Here is a 22,793-nt window from a genome sequence, read left to right as displayed (position 1 = left end):
CCATCCGGCTATATTAATATCCTGACTCCTTAAGAAAATCGTCATGCAAAAGAAATCGATTTACGTTGCCTATACCGGCGGTACCATTGGTATGCAGCGCTCTGAACAGGGTTATATTCCGGTTTCGGGCCACCTGCAGCGCCAACTGGCATTGATGCCTGAATTCCACCGCCCTGAGATGCCAGACTTCACCATCCATGAATACGTCCCACTGATGGATTCCTCCGATATGACGCCGGAAGACTGGCAACATATTGCTGAAGACATCAAAGCGCACTATGACGATTATGATGGTTTTGTCATTCTGCACGGCACAGACACCATGGCGTTTACCGCCTCGGCGCTCTCTTTTATGCTGGAAAACCTGGGTAAACCGGTCATTGTGACAGGGTCACAAATCCCGCTGGCAGAGCTACGCTCGGACGGACAAATTAATTTACTGAATGCGCTCTACGTTGCAGCTAATTATCCGATCAACGAAGTCACCCTGTTTTTCAACAATCGCCTGTTTCGTGGCAACCGTACAACCAAAGCACATGCTGACGGTTTTGACGCCTTCGCCTCACCGAACCTTGCTCCACTGCTGGAAGCGGGGATCCACATCCGCCGGCTGGGGACGCCACCCGCACCGCATGGTGTGGGCTCACTGATTGTGCATCCTATCACCCCGCAGCCGATCGGCGTGGTCACGATTTACCCAGGGATATCTGCTGACGTGGTGCGAAATTTCCTGCGCCAGCCCGTGAAAGCATTAATTCTTCGCTCCTACGGTGTCGGTAATGCACCACAAAACAAAGAGTTTTTGAAAGAGCTTGAAGATGCCAGTTCGCGTGGCATTGTGGTGGTGAATCTCACCCAATGCATGTCCGGCAAGGTCAATATGGGCGGTTACGCGACGGGGAATGCGCTGGCGCACGCGGGAGTTATTGGTGGCGCGGACATGACCGTCGAAGCTACGCTTACCAAGCTGCATTATTTGCTGAGCCAGAACCTGGATACCCAGGCTATTCGCGAAGCGATGACGCAAAATCTGCGTGGCGAGCTCACACCAGACGAGTAAAGGAGTCTATGACGATGGCCCGAGCCTTATTGTTGGTCGATTTACAGAATGACTTTTGCGCCGGTGGCGCCCTTGCGGTCCCACAAGGTGACAGCACAATCGATATCGCCAACCGCCTGATTGAATGGTGTGCCATACGCGGCGACACGGTCGTTGCCAGTCTGGACTGGCACCCGGCTAATCACGGTAGTTTTGCCAGCCAGCATCAGGTCGAGCCCTACAGCCAGGGACAACTCGATGGACTGCCGCAGACGTTCTGGCCCGATCACTGTGTGCAAAATAGCGAAGGTGCTGCCCTGCATCCGCTGTTGAACCAGCGTGCGATTTCTCAAACCTTCACCAAGGGTGAAAATCCACTGGTCGACAGTTACAGCGCCTTTTTTGATAACGGCCGTCGTCAGGCAACTGCGCTTAATGCATGGCTGCTGGAAAACCGCATGGTTGAACTGATCATCATGGGTCTGGCAACCGACTATTGCGTTAAATTCACCGTACTGGATGCGCTCGATCTTGGCTATACCGTCAGCGTTATTACTGATGGTTGCCGTGGGGTTAATATTCAGCCAGAAGACAGCGCGCACGCCTTTATGGAAATGGCTGCGGCCGGAGCAACGCTGTACACGCTGGCCGACTGGGAAGAAACGCAGCGCTAACGTTTTGCCTGATGGCGACGTAAAACACGGTCTTATCAGACCTAAATTCTGTAGGCCGGATAAGGCGCTTGCGCCGCCATCCGGCAATCAACAACTCTACTCGATGCCACCTACAAGAATTGGTACACCGCTTCGCCAGCACGGCGTGAACCCCTTCGCATTTTTCCTCTTTTGAAACTGCTAGTCTGCGAGAGCTGTTTTTTTCGCCACGCCATTTCCGTGGCGTGTTTGCTTTTTTAATTGTCAAAGAGGAACTCCGATGAAACTTTTGCCTTTGTTGGCAGCATTACCCCTGCTCTGTGCCAGCGTTGTTTCCGCTAACTCACTGATGTCTGTCGGCTACTTCAACGGCGGCGGCGACGTCACTGCCGGTCCTGGCGGCGATATCGACAAACTGGATGTTCGCCAGATAACCCACCTGAACTACTCATTTGGCCTGATCTATAACAACGAGAAGGACGAAACCAATGACGCGCTAAAAGATGCCAGTAAGCTGCATCAAATTTGGCTTTCAGAAAAAGTGCAGTCTGATCTGCAAAAGATCCCGGAATTGCGTAAACAGAACCCAAATCTTAAGGTTCTGCTCTCCGTTGGTGGTTGGGGGGCGCGTGGATTCTCAGGCGCTGCGGCCACAAAAGAATCCCGGGCGGTATTTATTCAGTCGGTGCAGGACGTCATTGCGAAATATGGCCTGGATGGTATCGACCTCGACTGGGAGTATCCGGTAAACGGTGCGTGGGGGTTAGTTGAAAGTAAACCGGCCGATCGTGCGAACTTTACTACGCTGCTGAAGGAGTTACGTGCCGCAGTGGGGCATAAAAAACTGGTGACCATCGCGGTCGGTGCAAACGCAGAAAGCCCGAAAAGCTGGGTAGACGTCAAAGCCATTGCGCCATTGCTCGACTACATCAATCTGATGACCTACGATATGGCTTACGGTACTCAGTACTTCAACTCAAACCTGTACGATTCGACAACGTGGCCAACGGTCGCCGAAGCGGATAAGTACAGTGCCGATTTTGTCGTCAACAACTACCTCGCAGCAGGGCTAAAGCCCGCTCAGATGAACCTGGGTATTGGGTTTTATGGTCGCGTGCCTAAACGCGCCGTTGAGCCAGGCATTGACTGGAGCAAACCTGACGCACAGAAAAATCCAGCCACTCAGCCCTATTTTGAGCCACAGCAAATAGCGTTGTTCAAATCACTGGGCGTTGATCTGAGCAAAGATACCTATGTGAAGTACAACGACATTGTGGCGAAGCTCATCAACGATCCACAAAAGCGCTTTACCCAACACTGGGACGATGAAGCAAAAGTGCCGTGGTTGTCGGTGCAGTCTGCCGACGGAAAAGCACTTTTCGCCCTCTCTTACGAGAATCCGCGCTCTGTTGCCATCAAAGCGGACTACATCAAAAGCAAGGGACTGGGAGGCGCTATGTTCTGGGAGTATGGTGCGGATGATAAAAACCAGTTAGCGAAGCAGTTGGCCGATTCGTTGGGTATCAAACACTGATCCCAACGCTTGCCACAATAGGTTATGATTATCGCAATCCGCTGCGCCATTCTCTGGCGCAGCATTTCATCTTCTACTGGAGGCATGAGCTGGTATGGCTTTCATCCCTAAAAATTACGCCCGTCTGGAAGTCGGTTATCGGGAAAAGGCACTTAAGCTCTTTCCCTGGGTCTGTGGACGTTGTTCCCGCGAGTTCGTGTACTCAAATCTGCGCGAATTGACCGTACACCATATCGATCACGACCACTCTAACAACCCGGAAGATGGTAGCAACTGGGAAATGTTGTGCCTGTACTGCCACGATCATGAGCACTCCAAATATACGGAAGCGGACCAGTATGGTTCAACAGTGGTTGCCGGAGAAGACGCGCAGAAGGCCGTCGGTGAAGCGAAATATAATCCGTTTGCCGACCTTAAAGCGATGATGAACAAAAAGTAGTCTACTGCATATGCCCGGCATAAACGCTCACCGGGCATCTACCATCAGGATTTAAACGTCGCAATCGGCTCAGGCGTAATGCCAAATTCCACTTTTAGTTGCTGCTTACTCTTCATCACCATCTCACCGTTGGTATCGATAGTCATGTGTTGCGCATTCGTGTTGTTACGTGCCTGCCATAACATCACCAGTTGCAAACTGTTCTCTTTTTGTTCTGCAGTCAGCGCGACGCCATCCGGCCATTTTCCCAGTTCAACGGCAGTCGATAAGCGCTGATAAACTTCCGGCGTCATGCTGTTGATCATCTCATCAAGATTCATGTTAAATCCACTCTCCGTAGAATAATTAGCTGAATCGTTTCTTCAGCCTTTCGTTTGCTCACCGTTTTCGCCGTCTGTGAAGTTCAATGACGCTGAATTAACGCAGTAACGCTCACCTGTGGGCTGAGGCCCATCTGGAAAGACATGCCCCAGATGCGCATCACAGTTTCCACAGCGGATTTCAATGCGCTGCATGCCATGAGACGTGTCTTTTATGTAACGGATTGCCTCTTCGCTCACAGGCTCGTAAAAGCTAGGCCAGCCGCAGCCAGAATCGTATTTTGTCTCTGAACGAAACAAGGGATTATCGCAGATCAGACAATGGTAGATGCCATCACGCTTATTGTGCAGCAAACGCCCGGTAAATGGCGGTTCTGTCCCATGATTTTGTGTCACGTAAAACTGCATTTCGGACAAATTTTTTTTCAGTTCTTCTGGGGAAGGTTGCTTAGCCATTTGCTCACATCTCGCTTTATCTAAACTCACATTGCGAGACAGATTCTAACAAAACATTAACACCGTAGTGCGAACTTTTGTTCTAAACTTGATCCGTGCGAAATGGCAGCCCAGAAATCGTGATAGACATCACGTTTTTATCTTGATTGCCCTTTAAAATTCGGGCCGCCGCCCCCATGTGGTTTCAAGCCCAAAGGAAGAGTGAGGCGAGTCAGTTGCGCAAAGCTTAAGCAGCAGTTTGATTTGTCGCAATGATTGACACGATTCCGCTTGACGCTGCGTAAGGTTTTTGTAATTTTACAGGCAACCTTTTATTCACTAACAAATAGCTGGTGGAATATATGACTATCAAAGTAGGTATCAACGGTTTTGGCCGTATCGGTCGCATTGTTTTCCGTGCTGCTCAAGAACGTTCTGACATCGAGATCGTTGCAATCAACGACCTGTTAGACGCTGACTACATGGCTTACATGCTGAAATATGACTCCACTCACGGCCGTTTCAACGGTACCGTTGAAGTGAAAGACGGTCATCTGATCGTAAACGGTAAAAAAATCCGTGTTACCGCTGAACGTGATCCGGCTAACCTGAAATGGGACGAAGTTGGTGTTGACGTTGTAGCTGAAGCTACTGGCCTGTTCCTGACAGATGAAACCGCTCGTAAGCACATCACTGCTGGCGCGAAAAAAGTTGTTCTGACTGGTCCTTCCAAAGACAACACCCCGATGTTTGTTAAAGGCGCTAACTTTGACAAATACGAAGGCCAGGACATCGTTTCTAACGCTTCCTGCACCACTAACTGCCTGGCTCCGCTGGCTAAAGTTATCAACGACAACTTCGGCATCATCGAAGGTCTGATGACGACTGTTCACGCGACCACCGCTACTCAGAAAACCGTTGATGGCCCGTCTCACAAAGACTGGCGCGGCGGCCGCGGCGCATCCCAGAACATCATCCCGTCCTCTACCGGTGCTGCTAAAGCGGTAGGTAAAGTACTGCCAGAACTGAATGGCAAACTGACTGGTATGGCGTTCCGCGTTCCGACCCCGAACGTATCCGTTGTTGACCTGACCGTTCGTCTGGAAAAAGCTGCTTCTTACGAAGAAATTAAGAAAGCAATCAAAGCTGCTTCCGAAGGCCCGATGAAAGGCGTTCTGGGTTACACCGAAGACGACGTTGTATCTACCGATTTCAACGGTGAAGTTTGCACTTCCGTGTTCGATGCTAAAGCAGGTATCGCACTGAACGACAACTTCGTGAAACTGGTTTCCTGGTACGACAACGAAACTGGCTACTCCAACAAAGTTCTGGATCTGATTGCTCACATCTCCAAATAAGTTGAGATGAGACAGTAATCTGTAAGAGCGACTACGGTCGCTCTTTTTTTTGCCCGAAGATACCCGTCATACATCAAATTGCAGGTGTGTTGGCTACGCTCTCTCACCCGAATCACTTACTACAGTAAGCTCATCGGGGTGAATCAGGGACATCCATGTCCCTGACCGAAGGCAACCTTTGGTTGTTCAAATTCGTTCCTGACGAATTTGTCGTTCACGTGCCGCCGTCCTGCAACTCGAAATATTTAGGGTTAAAAAGGATTGCGTAATGATTAATAAAATTTTTGCACTTCCGGTAATCGAACAAATTACCCCTGTCCTCTCCCGCCGCCAGCTTGATGAGCTGGAGGTTATTGTTGTCGATCACCCTCAGGTTAAAGCCTCTTTTGCACTGCAGGGTGCGCACCTTCTGTCCTGGAAACCAAACGGCGAAGATGACGTTCTCTGGTTAAGCAATAACACGCCGTTTAAAACTGGTGTGGCGCTGCGGGGTGGCGTACCGATTTGTTGGCCGTGGTTTGGCCCGGCGGCTCAGCAAGGTCTGCCTTCTCACGGCTTTGCACGTAACCTGCCCTGGACGCTGAAGGCGCACAACGAAGATGACAACGGCGTGGTTCTGACGTTTGAGCTGCAAAGCAATGCTGAAACGCGTCAGCTATGGCCGCACGACTTTACCCTGCTTGCCCGCTTTAAAGTCGGCGCAACCTGCGAAATCGAGCTGGAAGCCCACGGCGAGTTTGAAACCACCTCCGCACTGCATACCTACTTCAACGTGGGCGATATTGCCGCAGTGAAAGTCAGTGGTCTTGGCGACCGCCTGATCGATAAAGTGAACGATGCGAAAGAAGATGTGCTGGCCGATGGAATCCAGACCTTCCCGGATCGTACTGACCGCATTTATCTGAACCCGGAAGCATGCAGCGTCATCCATGATGGTTCACTCAAGCGTAATATCGATGTCGTGCACCACCACCATCTGAACGTTGTGGGTTGGAACCCGGGTCCGGCGCTGTCTGCCAGCATGGGTGACATGCCGGACGATGGCTACAAAACGTTTGTTTGCGTAGAAACAGCCTACGCAACCGCACCGCAGAAAACCACGGAAGAGAAACCTTCTCGTCTGGCGCAGACTATTCGTGTTGCGAAACGATAAGATTTTGCCTGTTGCCTGATGGCGACTTATCCGGCCTGCTGACGCATTGCATAGGCCGGATAAGAGAAGTAAATATCGCTATCAGGCCATATCCAACGCGGTTTTGCCTGCTGGAGCAGGCCAGGCCTGATCTAATAATCTTAACTCATCAGTAGAGAGCGTTATCTCTAACGCGGCCGCGTTCTGTTCGACGTGCGCCACACTCGCCGCTTTTGGAATCGCGATCACGCCCGGTTGCCGAATAACCCATGCCAGCAAGATCTGGGCGGTACTGGCATCATGTGCACGTGCAATGTCGCTAATCACCGAATGAGTGAGCAGACCACGGCGCAACCGTCCTGCCTGTGCCAACGGGCTATAGGCCATAACCGGCATCTGCTGTTGCAGACACCATGGCAGCAAGTCATATTCAATGCCGCGCGACGCTAAATGATATAGCACCTGGTTAGTGGCGCATTGCCGTCCACCGGCAACCTGCCATAGCGCCTGCATCTCGTCATAATCAAGATTTGAAACACCCCATCGACGAATTTTCCCCTGAGCGATGAGTTTTTCCATGGCGCTGACGGTTTCTTCATAAGTAAAGTCCCCCGTCCAGTGCAGCAAATAGAGATCCAGATAGTCGGTTTTCAGCCGACGCAGACTGCCTTCACAGGCAGCAATCGCTTTCTGGCCACCGGCATTCCATGGATAAACTTTTGAAACCAAAAATGCACCATCGCGCCGTCCCGCTAAAGCTTCGCCAACAATTTCTTCTGCTGCACCATCAGCATACATTTCAGCCGTATCAATCAGACGCAGCCCCAGATCCAGGCCAGCCTGCAACGCCGAGACTTCATCACGACGACGGCAGGGATCCTCCCCCATGTTCCATGTTCCCTGCCCTATCGCAGGAAGCGAAACCTGCTCGGTAAACATCACCTGTTTTACTGTCATAGTTCCCCCCTGAGTACATGCACCACAGTAAAGCAAAACACGGGGGATGTGTCCTGTGATGGTGCACAAATTGCACCATCCTCGTTTGGAGGGTTCGTCGTTAATCAGATGCAATAAAAAACCCGGGAACAGTATTTATTCCCGGGCTTAGACAGATAACGTGTTAGTTGTGCAGAGATTATTTTAAACGGCCTAAATATTTACCTTCTTGCATGGCGTTTATTTTTCCATTCTTATATACAATAACCGAAATCAAGCCTGCACTGTAGGTTTGCGCATCTGCATTATTTTCATCATTTGCTGCCGGCTACCATTAATGTAGGCAATGCCATCGGCGCCACGTTTAAAATCAACTCCCAGTTTCTTTACATGTATGGGTTTTACCGTACTGGCGTTAACCGGAGCATTCGCTTCGCTAACCATGGTTTTATGATCATGTTGTAACTGGCGGCGGTAAGCCTCGCTAATAGCATGAGCAGGTGCAACAGTTGATGCCACCAGCGCAGAGATAATAATTAATTTTCTCATGAGGAAAACCTTAATATTTATTGTGATTATGATGATGACTGGAGTTACCATCATTTGTGCTGTACAGGCTCTGTGCATTTTCCATAGCCTGTTTTTCCGCTGCAGCATTAATTGTAGACTGACGATTCTGCTCAGCAACGTAGCATGCGTCCCGACTGACGCCCTTGTTCTCACAGTCATTCATGCGAGAGGCCTCGGTAGAACAACCCGCCAGAACCCCGCCCATCACAGCTATCATGATTAACTTTTTCATTATCTATACCAGGTTTATTCTCAAAAACCTTCATCGCAGATTATATTTCTGCAAGGAAGAATTACTCTCGCTACTTTTTAAGTTTGAGTAATATCTGCAATAGAATATTTAATGTCAATTTTAATTTTTTCAGATAATCACCTAAAGGATGTAAAATAAAAATTAAACGCTTTGTTTTTTACTTTTCACATGAAAGATGACTTTCATGGTTGAATTAGACGATAAAAATAGTTATCAGATATTTGCAACACGCCATGCATGGTTAATTGAGGTCCAGGCGTCATAACAAAACAGTGCATTTTCAGTATATTGCCGCAGTAGATTTTGTTAGTCGCTAACGATGATGGATTCTGGGACACCTGTATTTCTTACTCTGGAAGAAAATCGATATCAGACTAATTAAATAATACGTTCCTTTTTGGTAACTACACCAGGTAAAACACGTTAATTATTCGTTGCAGCAGCGCATAAGGCAGAATCAGCAGAAATCGTGAATTCTCATGCTTTAGATCAACATTCATTCCCGTCAGGCATAAAAAAGCCCGCATAACGCGGGCTCATGTTCAGCATTGGAAATGCATCAGAACTTATAGGTGATACCCGTTGAGATCAGACCCGTCCAGGATTTGTCTACCATCGGGCTGTCTGTCACTTCATCAGACAAACGGGTGTAACGCGCAGTACCGTACACGCTCCAGTCACCTAAGAAATTATAGTTGGCGCTGAGTTCAAGGTACGGATTCCAGCTGCTTTCAGGATCGTAGCTGCGTAAACCACTGCGAGACGATTCGTGGCGCGATACACCATAGTAGTACTGGTTCTGATTTTCACTGTTCCACTCAACACCAATCCCCGGTGTCAGCGTCAGGCCCCCGTTGGTATAACGGTACAGCCATGCCAGATCCCATACGATACCATTACTGTTATCCAGTGCGTCTCCCGCGAGGCTGGTACGCAGGAAACCATATTGCGTGTTATGCACGTAAGAAAGCCCGGCCATCATGGTGCTCTTACGCTTATCGAGATTGCGCAGACGGCTATCGTCGCTGTCGCCCGGCTTGAAGTACAGTGGCGACCAGTACGCCATCACAGATAATTTATCTGTATTGTCATTCCACAGGTAGTATCCGCCGCCCAGACCACGGAACCAGAAGTTGTCGCTTTCATAGGTCACAACAGGGACCGGGTAAACGTCACTATCGTAGTTTTTGTAAGGGTGTTCAACCACACCAACGCCTGCGCCCAGCGTCAGGTTGCTTTCTGCTTGCGCGACGCTCGCGGACGTGGCAATAAGCACGCCAAGTGCCAGAAGTTTGAGTTTGGTCACAATCCATAATTCCTTATTCAAATGTTTAGCGACGAAAGTGTAACCGCCAATACGCTTCAGCCCAACTATTTTACGTATTACCTGCCCAATGTAACCCCCTAATTTCTCAACGAGTGATGACATTTTGCTTGCAGTACGGTGAACAGCACATGAATTCAGCCCCATTTCTTTACATAACATGTGCTTTTTTTGCTGATGAGTTATTGATATGCCATTGAAATTCATTTGCGCGCGCAGGCAAGTTTTGCAAATGCCATCTACGCTTAAATTTAGAAGGTGTATCACCGAATACGTTGATCTCCTGACCATCGAAATGGCATGAGAGTTGCTTATTTCTTCAGCAGCGACGTCGTTCAGTTTACCTCTTCAGGGGCCTCTACTATTCATATGAACGGCTCTTAACATGTGCTAAAAAACGAAAGGACGGCATACCATGAATATATTCGATCACTATCGCCAGCGTTATGAAGCTGCCAAGGACGAAGAGTTCACGCTGCAGGAGTTTCTTACCACTTGTCGGCAAGATCGCAGTGCTTATGCCAACGCGGCAGAGCGGCTATTAATGGCTATTGGTGAGCCTGTCATGGTTGACACTGCCCACGAACCTCGACTTTCTCGACTCTTTTCGAATCGGGTGATTGCACGTTATCCCGCTTTTGAAGAGTTTTACGGCATGGAAGACGCGATTGAACAGATTGTCTCTTATCTGAAGCATGCGGCTCAGGGGCTGGAAGAGAAGAAGCAGATCCTGTATCTGCTGGGGCCGGTGGGAGGGGGGAAATCATCGCTTGCAGAGCGACTGAAGTCGCTGATGCAAAGGGTGCCCATTTATGTCCTCAGCGCCAATGGTGAACGTAGCCCGGTTAACGATCATCCGTTATGCCTGTTTAATCCGCAGGAAGATGCACAGATCCTGGAGAAAGAGTATGGGGTCCCGCGTCGCTATCTCGGTACGATCATGTCGCCGTGGGCTGCGAAGCGTTTGCATGATTTCGGCGGGGACATCACTAAATTCCGTGTCGTCAAAGTCTGGCCGTCTATTCTGGAGCAAATCGCCATCGCTAAAACCGAGCCTGGTGATGAAAACAACCAGGACATTTCCGCTCTGGTCGGGAAAGTGGATATTCGTAAACTCGAACACCATGCACAGAACGATCCTGATGCCTACGGCTACTCAGGTGCGTTGTGCCGCTCCAACCAGGGGATTATGGAATTCGTAGAGATGTTTAAAGCACCGATTAAAGTGCTGCATCCTCTGCTGACTGCAACCCAGGAAGGAAACTACAACGGGACAGAAGGTATCTCTGCCCTGCCGTTTAACGGGATTATTCTCGCCCACTCGAATGAATCTGAATGGGTGACGTTCCGTAACAACAAAAATAACGAAGCCTTCCTCGACCGTGTATACATCGTGAAGGTCCCGTATTGCTTACGTATCTCTGAAGAGATCAAGATCTACGAAAAACTGCTTAACCACAGTGAGTTGACTCATGCGCCTTGCGCACCGGGCACGCTGGAAACGCTCTCTCGCTTCACGATTCTTTCGCGTCTGAAAGAACCTGAAAACTCGAGCATATATTCGAAGATGCGCGTTTATGACGGTGAAAGCCTGAAGGATACCGATCCTAAAGCAAAATCGTATCAGGAGTACCGGGATTACGCCGGAGTTGATGAGGGGATGAACGGTCTGTCCACGCGTTTCGCGTTTAAGATCCTCTCCCGCGTATTTAACTTTGACCATGCCGAAGTCGCGGCAAACCCCGTGCATCTGTTCTATGTGCTTGAGCAGCAAATAGAGCGCGAGCAATTCCCGCAGGAGCAGGCAGAACGTTATCTCGAGTTCCTGAAAGGCTATTTGATCCCGAAATACGCCGAGTTTATTGGCAAAGAGATCCAGACGGCTTATCTCGAATCCTATTCCGAATACGGACAGAACATTTTTGACCGTTATGTAACCTATGCGGATTTTTGGATTCAGGATCAGGAGTATCGCGACCCGGATACCGGCCAGCTGTTCGATCGCGAGTCACTGAACGCCGAACTGGAGAAAATTGAAAAACCGGCGGGTATCAGCAACCCGAAAGATTTCCGTAACGAGATCGTCAACTTTGTTCTGCGTGCCAGAGCAAACAACAGCGGTCGTAATCCAAACTGGACCAGTTACGAAAAACTGCGCACGGTTATTGAGAAGAAAATGTTCTCGAATACCGAGGAGCTGCTGCCGGTCATTTCGTTTAACGCGAAAACCTCGACTGACGAGCAGAAAAAACACGACGATTTTGTCGACCGTATGATGGAAAAAGGCTACACGCGTAAACAGGTGCGTTTACTGTGCGAATGGTATTTGCGCGTACGTAAATCGTCTTAACATAAGTGCCCCGGTGGCGCCTGCGCTTACCGGGCCTGCAAAACAATATTCCGTAGGCCGGATAGCGCCAGCGCCATCCGGCACTTACAGACATGGCGAACAGTTGGCAGTACGGGGGGCATATGACCTGGTTTATTGACCGGCGTCTTAACGGCAAGAACAAGAGCACGGTAAACCGCCAACGCTTCTTGCGCCGTTATAAATCGCAAATTAAACAGTCGATCTCCGAGGCCATTAACAAGCGTTCGGTGACCGATGTAGATAGCGGCGAATCTGTCTCTATTCCGACCGATGATATTAGCGAACCGATGTTTCATCAGGGGCGCGGTGGCCTGCGTCATCGCGTGCATCCGGGTAACGATCATTTTGTACAGAATGACCGTATCGAACGTCCGCAGGGGGGCGGCGGCGGCTCAGGAAGCGGACAAGGCCAGGCCAGTCAGGATGGAGAGGGGCAGGATGAGTTCGTCTTTCAGATATCTAAAGATGAATATCTTGATCTGCTGTTCGAAGATTTAGCGCTCCCAAACCTGAAGCAGAATCAGCAGCGTCAGTTAACGGAGTTTAAAACGCACCGTGCAGGATTTACCTCCAACGGCGTGCCCGCCAATATCAGCGTGGTGCGCTCCTTGCAGAACTCACTGGCGCGTCGCACAGCAATGACGGCGGGTAAACGTCGTGAACTGCATGCGCTTGAGGCCGATCTGGAAACCATCGCCAAAAGTGAACCTGCGCAGTTGCTGGAAGAAGAACGATTACGCAAAGAAATTGCTGAATTACGGGCAAAAATCGAACGCGTACCGTTTATTGATACTTTTGATTTGCGCTACAAGAATTATGAGAAACGACCCGATCCTTCCAGCCAGGCGGTGATGTTCTGCCTGATGGATGTCTCTGGCTCAATGGATCAGTCGACTAAAGATATGGCAAAACGTTTTTATATCCTGCTGTATCTGTTCTTAAGCCGCACTTACAAGAACGTGGAGGTGGTCTATATTCGCCATCATACTCAGGCAAAAGAGGTCGATGAACACGAGTTCTTCTACTCTCAGGAAACGGGGGGAACCATAGTTTCCAGCGCCCTGAAGTTAATGGATGAAGTGGTAAAAGATCGCTACAACCCTGCCCAGTGGAATATCTATGCCGCTCAGGCATCGGATGGCGATAACTGGGCAGATGATTCACCATTGTGTCATGAAATCCTGGCGAAAAAGCTGCTGCCGGTGGTGCGATATTATAGCTATATTGAAATCACCCGGCGCGCACACCAGACCCTGTGGCGCGAGTATGAGCATCTGCAATCTACCTTTGATAACTTTGCGATGCAGCATATCCGCGACCAGGATGATATTTATCCGGTATTCCGCGAGCTGTTCCATAAGCAAAGTGCTACCAGCAATAGTTAGCGCTTAGTAACGTAAAAAATCAGCCAGTTTTTCATCTCTGGCTGATTTTTTCTTGCCGGGTTCAGTGCGTTCCGTTCATACATAGAATGACGCTACATTCTTTCCACCAGCGGGTAGAAGTCTTTATTTTCCCGTTGCATACGCTCATATACTTTACGCAAAACGATGTTGGCATCGCGTCTGAACGCGTCATCATTCCCCATCAACTTACTGGCAATATTCCAGCGGCGGGAGAAAACCTCATATTCGTTAACAATATCCGCCATTTCGCGTTTGAATTTTGTGCTGACTTGCCGAAGTGCGTTATTACCATCTTGTTCAATATGCGGATAAAGAAACTGATCTTCAGCAGATAAATGCGTTTTAATGATCGCACTCATGCTCACAATGGCAGTAGCGATTTCCTGAGCATTGGCTGAAACGCCAGCGAGGCTTAGTTTACGCAAGAATGATATTTTCTCCAGAATATCAACATGCTGACTTTTCATTTTATCAATATTCATCCGTTTATCCTTTTTATTTTCCTTTGATGGAACAGCAGGCAATGTAGTTTAGTTGGTGACGTTGCGAGTGGAAAAAACGAAACATTTTCAAGAATCGGCGACGATTTTCATACGTTCGCATACCGTTAAACGCAATTTTAATCGCGCCCTTTACTCCTTCATCGCGAATTAATCCGCGCGGTGACATCAACGACATTTTGCCATTCTGTTGCATGACCTGTTCAAACCCCGCACTCATCAACAGGTCACTCCATCCTTGTTTGGTCAGCGGACTGACGTTTGATTTCACCACCTGAACCAACTGATATTGTTCGCCTTCTTCCAGTTTTTGCGCTGTGAACATAATGTCGTGGGTCAACAAACGTCCACCGGGTTTCAGCACCCGATGATATTCCGCAATCAGTTTCGCTTTAGCTTTGTCTGCATACATCGTCAGCATGGCTTCATTAATCACAACGTCGAAGCTGTTATCCGCAAAAGGCAGCGTATTGGCGTTTGCCGCCATGACATGAATGTGATTTTCCAGTCCGTTGTGCGCCACATTACTTCTGGCCTTGTTCAGCGCATTTTTATCCATATCAATGGCATAGACCGTACATCCAAAGCGCTGTACCAGTTCGATGGCCGTCGTCGCCATATTACAGGCAACTTCAAGGACCTGGCTGCCAGGCGTCAGTTGGGACTGCCGGAACAACCATTCTGTCGCTTCAACTCCGCCTGGACGCAGGCGGGTTTTTCCCAGGCTGGCTAAAAATGTATGGCCCGCTTTTTCAGTCGCGCTCATTCGCCGGTCTCCTTTTTTATAAGTTGCATTATAAATACAACAATAGAGGTTAAAGGTGAAGAGCACGAATGATTTTTATTACAAATAATGCGCAATTCTGCGGGATTTTCCGTACTGTTAGAGTGAATGTATGCCGTGTGATAGACTGATGCATCTGACTTACAGGGTTGTAAATCATTATGAAATTGCATCATAAAGCGCTCCGGCACTTTATCTCCGTAAGCGTTATTGTTTTGACATCTTCTTTTTTGGTTTATGAACTTGTTGCCAGCGATCGGGCAATGAGCGCGTATATGCGCTACATCATAGAGAAAGCAGATTCATCCTTTCTCTATGATAAATATACCAATCAGAGTATTGCTGCCCATATGATGCGCCAGTTTTCATCGCCGAAAAAGCCCATCACAATCGAACAACGAAAAGCGCTGTGCACCGCTTTCGAAACCGTTAACGGCATCCATGGATTCAATCTCACTACCCATGATTATCTTCCGTTACGCGGTACGTTACAGACCCACTCTCCGAGTTGTATTGAACAACTTGACGATATCTTCCTGCTCCCCGCCTTCGATCAGGCCGTAAACGCAAATCGTGAACGGGTAGATTACGGTCAGGGATTAGGCACCATGGAATACAAGTTTCGCTATTACATTGACCTGAAAAACGACTACATCTATTTCTATAACCTGGTAAATTCATATCAATTTACCATGAATCACTGGTCCTTTTTGCAGAAAGGTACGCTGGGAATAAACCAGAACGATATTGATGATGTTTTTACTGGTCGAACCGTCATTTCCAGTATTTATCAGGACGATCTCACCCAGGAGAAAGTGATGTGCTTTTTGACCCCGGTCTACTATACCGGCAAGCTAAAAGGCGTCGTCATGGTGGATGTTAACAAAGACAATTTAAAGAACATATTTTATACCAACGACCGCCCCCTCGTCTGGCATTATCTCAATGTGACCTTATCTGATATCAACTCAGGTAAAGAGATTATCATTCACCAAAGTGAGAGCGATTTGTTTCAGTATGTTCATTATATTAATGACCTTCCTGGCGGAATGCGCATCACATTATCGCTTGATTTTATGTACTTTATTGTGTCTTCCTGGAAGTTATTTGCCTTCTATTTACTGGCAACGGCACTGTTACTGAACATGGTCAGGATGCATTTTCGTTTGTATCACAACGTCACACGCGAAAATATCAGTGACGCGATGACCGGGCTTTATAACCGCAAAATATTAACGCCCACGCTTGAGCAGCGTTTGCAGCAGTTGGTCAACGCCGGAACCTGCGTAACTTTTATTGCTATTGATTGCGACAAGTTAAAGACAATTAATGACACGCTCGGGCACCAGGAAGGCGACCGCATTATCACCATTCTGGCCAACGCTATTCAGGCCTCTATTCGCAAAAGCGACTATGCCATCCGTCTCGGCGGAGATGAGTTTTGTATTATCCTTGTCGATTATGCCCCTGAATTCACCGCCCAACTACTGGATCGTATTCGCGAAAAATTACACACTATAGCTCCGGATACCTCTGTCAGTTTTTCCGCGGGGATTTATAACATGCAGCCAAACGACACCATTGATGACGCCTATAAGGCATCAGATGTGCAGCTCTATAGGAACAAACAGAAAAAACACCACCGTGAGTGATAGTGTATTCGTCAGGATGTTCATCGTAGTACCAGGAGTAAGAAATGACAGAAGTAAATAAAGGCGACGTGACGCACCAGCGTTTAATTTCACTGTTGTCAGAACAAGGCGCAACGTATCGTGTGGTCAGCCATGAAGCCGTTGGCAAGTGTGAAGCTGTCTCGGAAATTCGCGGTACAGCGCTCGGTCAGGGGGCAAAAGCCCTTGTCTGTAAAGTTAAAGGCAACGGCGTTAATCAGCATGTGTTGGCAATTCTCCCGGCTGACCAACAGGCTGACCTGAACCAGCTTGCCGGACATATCGGCGGTTTACGCGCATCACTTGCCAGCCCGGCGGAAGTGGATGAACTGACCGGCTGCGTGTTTGGCGCTATCCCGCCGTTTAGTTTCCATCCGAAACTCAAGCTGGTTGCCGATCCGCTGTTGTTTGAGCGCTTTAATGAAATTGCGTTCAATGCCGGACTGCTGGAAAAATCCGTGATAATGGACACCCAGGATTATTTGCGCATTGCGCAACCTGAATTAATTCCATTCCATCGCGCACAATAGCAAGCCCGTAACATCAGTATCAAAACGCGATATTATGCGTTCGCCCAAAAATAATAATAATCAATAAAAAAGCCTGTTCCGTCACGCATTTACGCGTACAGTAAGCAGGCTTATTTTTTCTTTTGGCAAGGAAACTACGATGTTTGATGTCACACTGCTGATCCTGCTTGGACTGGCAGCTCTGGGCTTTGTCAGCCACAACACCACTGTCGCCGTTTCAATTCTGGTGCTGATAATCGTCCGTGTTACTCCGCTGAATACATTCTTCCCATGGATTGAAAAGCAGGGGCTTACCGTTGGGATTATTATTCTGACGATCGGCGTCATGGCGCCCATCGCCAGCGGCACGCTGCCCCCCTCCACGCTTATTCACTCCTTTGTAAACTGGAAGTCGCTGGTCGCTATCGCCGTCGGCGTTGTGGTCTCCTGGCTTGGCGGACGCGGCGTCACGCTGATGGGTAGCCAACCTCAACTCGTCGCCGGTTTACTGGTGGGCACTGTATTGGGCGTTGCCCTTTTTCGCGGCGTGCCGGTGGGTCCGCTTATTGCGGCCGGTCTGGTGTCGCTGATTGTTGGGAAGCAGTAGTCAACCCTGCCAGATAGCGGCCTGGCGTTTGACCTAGGCCTTTCTTGAACATGGTGATAAACGCGGTCGTAGAATCATAGCCGAGCATTTGAGCAACCTGCTGTACATTGTGCCCGTCGATCAGTGCCTGCAGCGCCAGGATCAGTTGCAGCTGATGGCGCCAGCGGCGAAAACTGAGCCCCGTTTCTTTGACGACCAGACGGGCAAGGTTACGCTCACTCATGGCAAACACGTCGGCCCACTGCCCCAGCGTTTGCCATTGTGCAGGCTCCCGCGCCATTGTCGCCACCATCTTGCGAATTTTCGGATGATCGGATACCGGTAACTGCATTTGCTCCTGCGGCTGCTGCGGAAGTTCGTCAAACAACACCTGCGTTAACCGCTGAGTGGCAGGTTCACAGAGCTGGGCATCCGTTTTGCTCGCCAGCGCAAGAATAAGCTCCCGGCATAATGGCGCTATTTTCAGCGTACAACAGCGATCCGGCATCACCACTGCATGAGGTTCAATGAATAAAAAGCACAATTGCGCGCCAACGGTAACATGGTTGCTGTGCGGAATCTCACCAGGTATCCACACCGCATATTGCGGCGGCACCATCCACATGGCGTTCTCCACTTCGCAGGTAATTGCGCCATGCATCGCCAGGATTAACTGGCCTTTGCGGTGTTGATGCAGTGGGCTGAAAAGTTCGTCTTCCTGAGCCTGAATACAAAAAGCCACGGCGGCATCGTGATAAAGATCGGGTTGATACCCGTCCAGCCTCAGTCCAAACATAAGAATGTCCGATTTTAGCGATAAACTGTCATTTTAGCTTGATTCATCCACAGAGTAAAAACGCTAAGGTAACGCCTCGCCTGACGATATGAGAAAAAAATGACTAACTCCCCTTCTTCCCGCGGTAAAAACGGTGCGCTGTTAATTGCGGGTATCCTGATGATCGCAACCACGCTACGCGTTACGTTTACCGGCGCAGCCCCTTTACTGGACGCGATTCGCACTGACTACGGTCTGACCACCGCCCAGACGGGCCTCCTGACCACGCTACCACTGCTTGCTTTTGCGCTGGTGTCGCCTCTGGCGGCAACCGTCGCTCGCCGTTGGGGCATTGAGCGCAGCCTGTTAGCCGCCATGTTGCTGATCTGTATGGGTATTGCTATACGTTCCCTTCCTTCATCCGGAGCCCTGTTTGGCGGAACAGCAGTCATTGGCTGTGGCATCGCACTGGGAAATGTCCTTTTGCCGGGCCTCATTAAGCGTGATTTTTCACAGCATGTGGCAAAGCTCACCGGGGCGTATTCGTTAACGATGGGTGCTGCGGCAGCGCTGGGGTCGGCAATGGTCGTGCCGCTGGCGTTACATGGCTTTGGCTGGCGCGGCGCGCTGATGATGTTAATGGTCTTTCCGCTGCTGGCGTTATTGATCTGGTTACCTCAGTGGCGCCAGACGGCCAATGCCAGCCTCAGCAATTCGCGAGCGTTGCACTCCCGCGCAATCTGGCGCTCCAGTCTCGCCTGGCAGGTCACGCTGTTTTTGGGCATCAACTCGCTTATTTATTACGTCATTATCGGCTGGCTACCCGCCATTATGATCAGTCACGGCTACAGCGAGGCACAGGCGGGGTCGCTGCACGGTTTGCTGCAACTGGCGACCGCAGCCCCCGGGCTACTGATCCCCCTCGTCCTGTATCGGTTTAAAGATCAGCGCACTATCGCCGCACTGGTCTCGTTAATGTGTGCTATTGGCGCTGCCGGGTTTGCTGTCATGCCCGAGCAGGCGGCCCTGTGGACCGTGCTGTTTGGCTTTGGCTCCGGTGCCACGATGATCCTCGGCCTCACTTTCATCGGGCTACGTGCAAGCTCTGCGCACCAGGCCGCCGCGCTATCAGGCATGGCGCAATCTGTCGGGTATTTACTGGCCGCGTGTGGGCCGCCGATGATGGGGAAAATTCACGATCTTAACAATAGCTGGCAGCTCCCGCTGGTTGGCGTCGCGCTGCTCGCTCTCATCATGGCCGTGTTTGGCGTCTGTGCAGGACGCGAGAAAGAGATCGCCAGCGCGTAATACACCGGGCAGGCGGAAAACCAACCTGCCCAGTTGTTATCCTCTGGCCGCGCGCAGCAGTGCCTGGACGAGCGGTACAGGCTTTCCTGCCAGCGCCCCTCGTTCGTGCTGAAAAAGCGTCCCGACATAAAACGGATGAGTCACCAGTTCAATAGCGCGAACGTCACCCGCGTCATCCCAGCCCGTCACTCGCAGATCGCCGCTTTCAAGCTCAGCGGCAAAACCTTCCGACACGCCATAGTTACAGTGATACCCCTCTGTAATGACATCCCGTCCGTAGGCTCTGGCGATCAGCGTATTCGCACGCAGTTCAATATCATCCGTCTTTTCGACCAACGAGCAGGTCAGCGGTGCAATCACCATACGACCCGTGGTCTCTGTTTCCGCATGCGCGGCATCACGCCAGCCCAGCACATTGCGGGCATACTCAAGAATGGCATGCTGAAAGCCGCCGCAAGTGCCCAAAAATGGGATACTGTTTTCGCGTGCATAACGTATTGCCGTCAGCGCGCCTTCCGGGTGCTGGTAAGGACTGCCGGGCACCACCCAGATGGCGTCATAGCCGACTAAATCTTCGCCACTACTAATATCAGATGTGGTGAGCCAGTCATAATCAGCCACTAATTCCAGAACGGCGGCAGCATCATCGATGGCAAGGGGAATAGCCTGGTGCGCCACAATATCGGGGCTGTAATCACCCACCAGCGCAATGCGAAGCGTATCTTTAACAGGGGAAATTTCCATTAACTTTCCTTATGTCCAGACAATGAGGGACAACATAAGGAGCCTCAGCCTACCGATTTTTTGTTGTTATCACAATCCCTTAAATTGAGAGTCTATGTGACCAAAATGCTATAATGGTCACGTTTTACGATCTTATTTAACCGTAATGAAGACGAGTTCAGTGGCTTAACGGAGCGGATTAAGAGATGAATATTCAGTGTAAACGCGTGTATGACCCGGCAGAAAAAAGTGATGGCTATCGTGTTCTGGTCGACAGACTGTGGCCACGCGGAGTGAAAAAAAACGATCTTGTTTTCAATGAGTGGGATAAAGCGCTGACGCCCTCGTCTGATTTACGTAAGGCATTCCACGCTGATGTCATCGATTTTGCCCATTTTTCCGAGCAATACCGCGCAGAACTTGCCCAGCAACAGCAGGAAGGCAAGCGACTCGCGGACATTGCCCGCCAACAGCCGTTAACGCTGCTGTATGCGGCGAAGGATACGCAGCAAAACCATGCGCAGGTTCTGGCTGAGTGGCTACGCCAATTGTGACAGCTGGCTATTTGCCCGTTGCCGGATGATCTCTGCGCCAAAGCGCCCATTCATCAATAACTTCACCACCGGGTAGCTTGCAATCCGACCTTACGCCTTGCGGTGTCTGCACCGCAATCAGCACGCCGCCCTTTTGCTCACAATATACGGATGCCGGGTTCGCCATGCCAATTTTCGGTGGTACGGGTGCTTCAGGTGATGTGGAACACCCCGCCAGCGCCAAAATGCCGGGCACAACGATAGAGGCCAGTTTCATATTCACTCCTGTTAAAAACGTTACTCTGGAAGAGTACCCCGACTCCCCATCTATCTCCATGTTTTACTGACGTGTTTCAATCTCATGTCTACATTTTGACCCGGATAGCGTGTTTCATCTTTCCCTCCGATGTTCTATTATGCCGGCAATACAGGACTTATCAGCATTCTGGAGTATTTGCCTCTCATGTCAGACATGATCCTCGCCCGAGTCTCACAATCATTAGCCACGGAGCAGTCTGTTGAGAGTCTGGTTCGGCAACTTCTGGAGATGCTGGAGGTCGTGACTGAGATGGAGTCGACCTACCTTACTAAGGTCGATTTAGATGCGCGTCTGCAGCATATTCTGTATGCGCGTAATAGTAAGCAAATGCAGATCCCCGAAGGGCTGTCGGTGCCGTGGGATGAGACTCTCTGCAAGCGCGCAATAGACGCAAACTGTCTGTATAGCGATAACGTTCCCGCGCGTTGGCCAGAATGTAGCGCCGCACGCGCACTGGAGATCACAACCTTTCTGAGTACTCCAGTCCACCTGCCCGATGGCACGTTCTATGGCACCCTCTGCGCCACCAGTCGTCAGCAACAGCCGCTAAGCGAACGAGGTGAGCAGGTATTGCATTTGTTCGCGGGCCTGATTGCGCAGTCTATTCAGAAAGAATCGCTGGTTGCTCAATTACGTGAAGCGAATGCTGCGCTGATAGCCCACTCCTACACTGACGTTCTGACCGGGCTACCTAACCGTCGGGCAATATTTGAAAATATCGAAACCCTCTTCTCGCTGGCTCGCCACCTCAGACACAAAATTATTGTCGCCTATATTGATTTAGATGACTTCAAACTGATCAACGATCGTTTTGGGCACGAAGTCGGTGACCAGTTTTTGATCCAAATTGGCCAGCGTTTACGCCGTGGATGCAGTGAGAATGATATTCTTGGCCGCCTGGGCGGTGATGAATTTTTAGTCGCCAACCTGTCAGTGGAAAACGAAATGTCGCCGTGTATTCGTTTGCAAAGCGTGAAAAACCACTTACAGCAGCTAATTTGCGGTGACTATGACCTGGGTGGAATCTGTTTGTATTATCCGGGAGCCAGTCTGGGCGTTGTGGAAATAGACCCGCTGGAGACAGACGTCAACTGTGCGCTTCATCTTGCAGACAGTGCGATGTATCAGGATAAGAAACGTCAGGATAAAACCGCTTTTGTCGTACATTAAGCCCTGTTATGCTTAATCGTCTTAAAATTATTCTGGCAGATAAGCGTATGCGACTCGGTATTATTTTCCCCGTTATTATTTTCATTTCCGCTGTCGTTTTCCTGTCCTGGTTCTTTATTGGCGGCTACGCCTCACCAGGAGCATAA

General features: G+C 49.8%; 25 protein-coding genes and 1 pseudogene. 15 read left to right on the top strand and 11 right to left on the bottom strand.

All coding sequences use genetic code 11. The features are described 5' to 3' along the window. Nucleotides 1-43: 43 nt before the first annotated feature. The 4 genes from ansA to yajD all read left to right on the top strand — a co-directional run bounded on the left by ansA (nucleotide 44) and on the right by yajD (nucleotide 3,665). Complete coding sequence (gene ansA / locus RYZ59_RS16795) at nucleotides 44-1,060, top strand: asparaginase (RefSeq protein ID WP_202038841.1); 1,017 nt, start codon at nucleotides 44-46, stop codon at nucleotides 1,058-1,060. Nucleotides 1,061-1,074: 14 nt separating this feature from the next. Then, nucleotides 1,075-1,713 carry a bifunctional nicotinamidase/pyrazinamidase gene (gene pncA / locus RYZ59_RS16790; RefSeq protein WP_318049617.1) on the top strand — a complete coding sequence of 213 codons (639 nt, stop codon included), beginning with the start codon at nucleotides 1,075-1,077 and terminating at the stop codon, nucleotides 1,711-1,713. Nucleotides 1,714-1,972: 259 nt separating this feature from the next. Then, nucleotides 1,973-3,226, top strand: coding sequence for a glycoside hydrolase family 18 protein (locus RYZ59_RS16785; RefSeq protein ID WP_202038848.1), 1,254 nt, complete (start codon nucleotides 1,973-1,975; stop codon nucleotides 3,224-3,226). Between the two features lie 94 nt (nucleotides 3,227-3,320). Beyond that, nucleotides 3,321-3,665: an HNH nuclease YajD gene (gene yajD, locus RYZ59_RS16780; protein ID WP_003832478.1), complete on the top strand. Its 345-nt coding sequence runs from the start codon at nucleotides 3,321-3,323 to the stop codon at nucleotides 3,663-3,665. 44 nt (nucleotides 3,666-3,709) lie between these two features. Here the strand turns inward: yajD and RYZ59_RS16775 are convergent, their stop codons facing one another. Beyond that, nucleotides 3,710-3,985: a YeaC family protein gene (locus tag RYZ59_RS16775; RefSeq protein ID WP_005121124.1), complete on the bottom strand. Its 276-nt coding sequence runs from the start codon at nucleotides 3,983-3,985 to the stop codon at nucleotides 3,710-3,712. 42 nt (nucleotides 3,986-4,027) lie between these two features. Further along, nucleotides 4,028-4,441 (bottom strand): peptide-methionine (R)-S-oxide reductase MsrB, encoded by a 414-nt coding sequence (gene msrB / locus RYZ59_RS16770; protein WP_040233651.1) that lies wholly within the window; start codon nucleotides 4,439-4,441, stop codon nucleotides 4,028-4,030. Nucleotides 4,442-4,782: 341 nt separating this feature from the next. Between msrB and gapA the strand changes: the two genes are divergently transcribed. Together gapA and RYZ59_RS16760 are read left to right on the top strand one after the other, a co-directional pair. Beyond that, a complete protein-coding gene (gapA, locus tag RYZ59_RS16765; protein ID WP_003030697.1) occupies nucleotides 4,783-5,778 on the top strand; it encodes a glyceraldehyde-3-phosphate dehydrogenase in 996 nt (331 codons plus the stop codon). Between the two features lie 268 nt (nucleotides 5,779-6,046). Then, on the top strand, nucleotides 6,047-6,931 hold the full coding sequence (locus tag RYZ59_RS16760) for a D-hexose-6-phosphate mutarotase (RefSeq protein ID WP_318049425.1): 885 nt from the start codon (nucleotides 6,047-6,049) through the stop codon (nucleotides 6,929-6,931). An 81-nt stretch (nucleotides 6,932-7,012) separates the two neighbouring features. Here RYZ59_RS16760 and RYZ59_RS16755 read toward each other — a convergent pair whose 3' ends face one another. From RYZ59_RS16755 to RYZ59_RS16740, 4 genes are all read right to left on the bottom strand, one after another. Beyond that, entirely contained in the window at nucleotides 7,013-7,867 is an 855-nt protein-coding gene (locus RYZ59_RS16755) for an aldo/keto reductase (RefSeq protein ID WP_318049427.1), read from the bottom strand. A 252-nt stretch (nucleotides 7,868-8,119) separates the two neighbouring features. Then, a complete protein-coding gene (locus tag RYZ59_RS16750; protein WP_318049429.1) occupies nucleotides 8,120-8,395 on the bottom strand; it encodes a hypothetical protein in 276 nt (91 codons plus the stop codon). Between the two features lie 10 nt (nucleotides 8,396-8,405). Beyond that, entirely contained in the window at nucleotides 8,406-8,648 is a 243-nt protein-coding gene (locus RYZ59_RS16745) for a hypothetical protein (protein ID WP_318049432.1), read from the bottom strand. A gap of 580 nt (nucleotides 8,649-9,228) precedes the next feature. Beyond that, nucleotides 9,229-9,975, bottom strand: a complete 747-nt coding sequence (locus tag RYZ59_RS16740; protein ID WP_048212595.1) for a MipA/OmpV family protein — start codon at nucleotides 9,973-9,975, stop codon at nucleotides 9,229-9,231. A 433-nt stretch (nucleotides 9,976-10,408) separates the two neighbouring features. Between RYZ59_RS16740 and yeaG the strand changes: the two genes are divergently transcribed. Both yeaG and RYZ59_RS16730 read left to right on the top strand, forming a co-directional pair. Then, entirely contained in the window at nucleotides 10,409-12,343 is a 1,935-nt protein-coding gene (gene yeaG / locus RYZ59_RS16735; RefSeq protein WP_137383440.1) for a protein kinase YeaG, read from the top strand. A 122-nt stretch (nucleotides 12,344-12,465) separates the two neighbouring features. Continuing rightward, complete coding sequence (locus RYZ59_RS16730) at nucleotides 12,466-13,749, top strand: YeaH/YhbH family protein (RefSeq protein WP_137383441.1); 1,284 nt, start codon at nucleotides 12,466-12,468, stop codon at nucleotides 13,747-13,749. A gap of 92 nt (nucleotides 13,750-13,841) precedes the next feature. Here RYZ59_RS16730 and RYZ59_RS16725 read toward each other — a convergent pair whose 3' ends face one another. Next, nucleotides 13,842-14,252 (bottom strand): hemerythrin domain-containing protein, encoded by a 411-nt coding sequence (locus tag RYZ59_RS16725; RefSeq protein WP_202038853.1) that lies wholly within the window; start codon nucleotides 14,250-14,252, stop codon nucleotides 13,842-13,844. Between the two features lie 13 nt (nucleotides 14,253-14,265). Then, nucleotides 14,266-15,036, bottom strand: a complete 771-nt coding sequence (locus RYZ59_RS16720) for a class I SAM-dependent methyltransferase (protein WP_202038854.1) — start codon at nucleotides 15,034-15,036, stop codon at nucleotides 14,266-14,268. A 179-nt stretch (nucleotides 15,037-15,215) separates the two neighbouring features. Here RYZ59_RS16720 and dgcJ point away from each other — a divergent pair, with 179 nt between their 5' ends. The 3 genes from dgcJ to RYZ59_RS16705 all read left to right on the top strand — a co-directional run bounded on the left by dgcJ (nucleotide 15,216) and on the right by RYZ59_RS16705 (nucleotide 17,840). Further along, on the top strand, nucleotides 15,216-16,706 hold the full coding sequence (gene dgcJ / locus RYZ59_RS16715; RefSeq protein ID WP_318049440.1) for a diguanylate cyclase DgcJ: 1,491 nt from the start codon (nucleotides 15,216-15,218) through the stop codon (nucleotides 16,704-16,706). Between the two features lie 44 nt (nucleotides 16,707-16,750). Next, complete coding sequence (locus tag RYZ59_RS16710; protein ID WP_137383445.1) at nucleotides 16,751-17,254, top strand: YbaK/prolyl-tRNA synthetase associated domain-containing protein; 504 nt, start codon at nucleotides 16,751-16,753, stop codon at nucleotides 17,252-17,254. Nucleotides 17,255-17,393: 139 nt separating this feature from the next. Then, nucleotides 17,394-17,840, top strand: coding sequence for a DUF441 domain-containing protein (locus RYZ59_RS16705; RefSeq protein ID WP_042308914.1), 447 nt, complete (start codon nucleotides 17,394-17,396; stop codon nucleotides 17,838-17,840). On the opposite strand, the pseudogene RYZ59_RS16700 reads toward RYZ59_RS16705, so the two are convergent. Continuing rightward, nucleotides 17,823-18,615: pseudogene (locus RYZ59_RS16700) on the bottom strand (AraC family transcriptional regulator); the annotation flags it as partial. The gene RYZ59_RS16705 and the pseudogene RYZ59_RS16700 overlap by 18 nt on opposite strands. A 99-nt stretch (nucleotides 18,616-18,714) precedes the next feature. On the opposite strand from RYZ59_RS16700, the gene RYZ59_RS16695 reads away from it, so the two are divergent. Beyond that, nucleotides 18,715-19,902 (top strand): CynX/NimT family MFS transporter, encoded by a 1,188-nt coding sequence (locus RYZ59_RS16695; protein ID WP_318049449.1) that lies wholly within the window; start codon nucleotides 18,715-18,717, stop codon nucleotides 19,900-19,902. A gap of 36 nt (nucleotides 19,903-19,938) precedes the next feature. Here the strand turns inward: RYZ59_RS16695 and RYZ59_RS16690 are convergent, their stop codons facing one another. Beyond that, nucleotides 19,939-20,646 (bottom strand): CTP synthase, encoded by a 708-nt coding sequence (locus tag RYZ59_RS16690; protein ID WP_271441163.1) that lies wholly within the window; start codon nucleotides 20,644-20,646, stop codon nucleotides 19,939-19,941. A 185-nt stretch (nucleotides 20,647-20,831) separates the two neighbouring features. Here RYZ59_RS16690 and RYZ59_RS16685 point away from each other — a divergent pair, with 185 nt between their 5' ends. After that, nucleotides 20,832-21,179: a DUF488 domain-containing protein gene (locus RYZ59_RS16685; protein WP_318049452.1), complete on the top strand. Its 348-nt coding sequence runs from the start codon at nucleotides 20,832-20,834 to the stop codon at nucleotides 21,177-21,179. A 7-nt stretch (nucleotides 21,180-21,186) separates the two neighbouring features. On the opposite strand, the gene RYZ59_RS16680 is transcribed toward RYZ59_RS16685, so the two are convergent. Then, nucleotides 21,187-21,435 (bottom strand): DUF333 domain-containing protein, encoded by a 249-nt coding sequence (locus RYZ59_RS16680; protein WP_137382919.1) that lies wholly within the window; start codon nucleotides 21,433-21,435, stop codon nucleotides 21,187-21,189. A 186-nt stretch (nucleotides 21,436-21,621) separates the two neighbouring features. Between RYZ59_RS16680 and RYZ59_RS16675 the strand changes: the two genes are divergently transcribed. Next, nucleotides 21,622-22,647: a sensor domain-containing diguanylate cyclase gene (locus RYZ59_RS16675; protein WP_318049455.1), complete on the top strand. Its 1,026-nt coding sequence runs from the start codon at nucleotides 21,622-21,624 to the stop codon at nucleotides 22,645-22,647. Nucleotides 22,648-22,694: 47 nt separating this feature from the next. Beyond that, nucleotides 22,695-22,793 (top strand): YoaK family small membrane protein, encoded by a 99-nt coding sequence (locus tag RYZ59_RS16670; protein WP_086523648.1) that lies wholly within the window; start codon nucleotides 22,695-22,697, stop codon nucleotides 22,791-22,793.

The organism is Citrobacter sp. HN-141, assembly GCF_033341895.1.
Classification (GTDB): Bacteria; Pseudomonadota; Gammaproteobacteria; order Enterobacterales; family Enterobacteriaceae; genus Citrobacter.
The sequence above is the reverse complement of the archived record's forward strand: the minus strand, read 5'-3'. Positions and strand labels throughout refer to the sequence as shown.